The sequence below is a fragment of the Actinophytocola sp. genome (assembly GCF_036402745.1).
Taxonomy (GTDB): domain Bacteria; phylum Actinomycetota; class Actinomycetes; order Mycobacteriales; family Pseudonocardiaceae; genus Actinophytocola.
In genome coordinates this window covers 1-3068 of sequence record NZ_DASWSJ010000200.1, presented here as the reverse complement: position 1 = coordinate 3068, position 3068 = coordinate 1, and the positions used below count along the sequence as shown (strand labels likewise).

The following is a 3068-nucleotide window of genomic DNA, read 5'->3' as shown; positions in this document are numbered from 1 at the left end:
CGCAGTGCGCGGAGGCGGCCACAACGTCGCGGGGAAGGCCGTCTGTGACGACGGGATCGTCATCGACCTCTCGCCGATGAAGGGCATGCGAGTGGATCCCACCCGGCGGGTCGCGCAGGCCCAGGCGGGTCTGACGTGGGGTGAGTTCGATCGGGAGACGCAGGCGTTCGGGCTCGCCACCACCGGTGGGGCGGTGTCGACGACGGGCATCGCGGGACTCACCCTCGGCGGCGGTATCGGCTGGTTGCAACGCAAGTACGGATTGACCTGCGACAACCTGCTTTCGGCCGATGTCTTGACTGCCGACGGTCGTTTCCTCACCGCCAGCGCCACGGACAACGCCGATCTCTTTTGGGGGCTGCGCGGCGGCGGCGGCAACTTCGGGATCGTCACCTCGTTCGAGTACCGCCTGCACGAGGTCGGACCGGTGCTCGGGGGCCCGGCGGTGTACCCGTTCAGTTCCGCCAAGGACGTGTTCAGGTTCTACCGGGACTACTCGCAGTCGGCGCCGGACGACGTGTTCCTCGAGTTCGGGATGGCGACGCTCCCCGACGGACAGCGGGTCGTCATGCTGTTCGTGGTCTACGTCGGCCCGCTCGAGGCCGGTGAGGACGTCGTGCGGCCGATCCGCGAGTTCGGCTCGCCGCTGGAGGTCGCGATCGTGCCGATGAGCTACTGCGACGTGCAGCGCGCCTATGACGGCGACTTCCCCTTCGGCCTGCTCAACTACTGGAAGTCCAGCAACCTTCGCGAGCTGAGCGACGACGCCATCGACACGATGGTCGCCTTCATGGAGACCGCCCCGTCGGATCGGCCGGCGGTGATCATCGATCAGTTCGGCGGGGCCGTGGCCCGGGTGCCGAACGACGCCACGGCCTTCGGGCACCGCGACGCCGCCTACGACCTGATCATCGCCGCCATCTGGTCGGACCGGGCAGAGCAGGAGGCGCATATCGACTGGGCGCGCAGGTTCTGGGACGCCATGCAGCCGTACGCCAGTGGTGACGTGTACGTGAACTACCTCAGCGACGAGGGCGACGAGCGGGTGCGCGCCGCGTACGGCCACCACTACGCCCGGCTGGTCGAGCTGAAGCGCAGGTATGACCCACAGAACGTGTTCCGGAACAACCAGAACATCAGGCCTTAGCGACTGCGGCGTTTCGGAGCGGCACCGAGGTCATCAGGGGAGGCGTTCACCCCGCATCGGGTCGACGGAGGGATCGAGCCAGTCGCCGAGGATTACTCCTGCACAGTCCGGTCGTCGCATGTGAGGGAGGCCGTCCCCTGCGGACGCGCTGGTGTCCGGGCCGCGGTAGACGCGGGCAGCCCACGTAAAGGCATCCGATGCAGCCCGAACTGCAGGGGCACGAACTACATGCAGTGAACGCGCTTGATGACTACCAGATGACGGCTCAGGCGTTGCGGGTCCTCCGCCTGGATGGAGCCGGTTCCTGCTGCCTCGGTCGTCCTGCCACGTCCTAGCAGAGTCCGCGCGCGTGTCGGACATGACGGCGGAGTGGGGACGATGTGCCCGAGACGAGTGGAGCCCGGACGGCAAGGATGGATAGGCGGCCGGCTGTCCGTTGATGGGAGGACGGCGTTTCCGCCGCCGCATCCACCGGTCGCCGGACAGACCGCACCATGCCTCGGCCGGAAGTCTCGGGACGGGGTCGGGATCCGCACGGCCAGGTTTGCGAGGTCTGCACCATGAGCATCGCGGTTCTTCCCCGCACGCCGGTCCGGACGGAGCCGGTCCTTCCGCCCATCAGGACTCCCGCGAAAACCTCGGCCCGCCGGCCCGGGCGGGGCCGGCGGACGGGGGCTCACGCCGCTGTCCCGACACGCCAGGCGATGCTGCCGTTCCTGCGCTGGCTGGCGTTCGCGCTCGCCGGCAACGCCGGCGTCGCGGTGCTCGTGGTGCTGGTGGTGGTCCGCGGCACGTCGGTCCCGTCCGCGCTGACCTACACCATCACCGCGGCGAGTACCAACGTCGGGCTCGCCGCGCTGGTACGGCAGCAGTACTTCGTCAACGTTCTGTTCCGGATGGCCACGTCGGTTCCGCTCCGTTGGCCGCTGCGCGTCCGCTCGGCGCTCGCGCAGGTGTACCAGTTCAGCGGTGGGGTCCATGTCGGTTGCGCTCTGTCGGCCATCGGTTGGTTCACCGCCTTCATGGCACTTACGGCGGTCCGCGTGCTCATCGGCCCGGCGAGCGGCCTGGAGGTCGCCGTGCTCGCCGTTGCCGCCGTGATCCTGGCCGTCCTCGGCGGCATGGTGGTGTGCGCGCGTCCGACCGCGCGCGAGCGGCACCACAACCGGTTCGAGCTGACCCACCGCTACGGCGGCTGGCTGTCCGTGGTGCTCTTCGCCGTGCTGACCGTGCTGATGGCGGGGAGTGCCGGTGGCTCCATCGTCGCGGCGATGGCCGCGTCCCCCGGCACGTGGATCGTGCTGGCCGTCGCCGTATTCGTCGGGATCCCGTGGCTGCAACTGCGCCGCGTGCCGGTGTCGGTCGTGACGCCGTCCGATCACGTGGCGCTGGTCACCCTCGATCGCGGACGTCGGGTACGGCCGGGCACAGCGAGCCGGATCGCCCGCCGGCCGCTCGGCGAGTGGCACGCCTTCGCCGACATGCCCTCGGGCGACGCCGACGCCTCCCGGATGGCCGTCTCCCGCGTGGGTGACTGGACTGCCCGGTTCATCGCCGACCGACCGGAGTCGGTGTGGGTGCGCGGCGTCCCGACGGCCGGCGTCGTCACGGTGGCGCGACTGTTCAACCGGGTCGTGTGGGTGGCCACCGGCAGCGGAATCGCTCCGTGCCTGCCGCAGCTTCTCTGCGATCCGACGCCCGCCCGGCTGGTGTGGGTGACCCGCAACCCCGAGCGGACCTACGGTCCCGAGCTGCTGGGTGAGATCCTCGCCGCCCAGCCGGACACGATCCTGTGCGACACCGACGCGCACAGCCAGCCCGACCTGGCCGGGCTGGCCTACCGCGCGTGCCAGGACACCGGCGCCGAGGCGGTCATCTGCATCTCGAACAAGAAGACCACCCTGCGGGTGGTCGCCCAGCT

General features: G+C 69.8%; 2 protein-coding genes. Both read left to right on the top strand.

Translation table 11 applies throughout. The annotated features are described in order from the left end of the window. Positions 1–1147, top strand: a 1147-nt coding sequence (locus VGD70_RS19015) for an FAD-binding oxidoreductase (protein WP_331083102.1), incomplete at its 5' end; no start/stop codon positions are given. Between the two features lie 704 nt (positions 1148–1851). Further along, a partial coding sequence (locus tag VGD70_RS19010; protein ID WP_331083101.1) for a hypothetical protein occupies positions 1852–3068 on the top strand: 1217 nt, incomplete at its 3' end.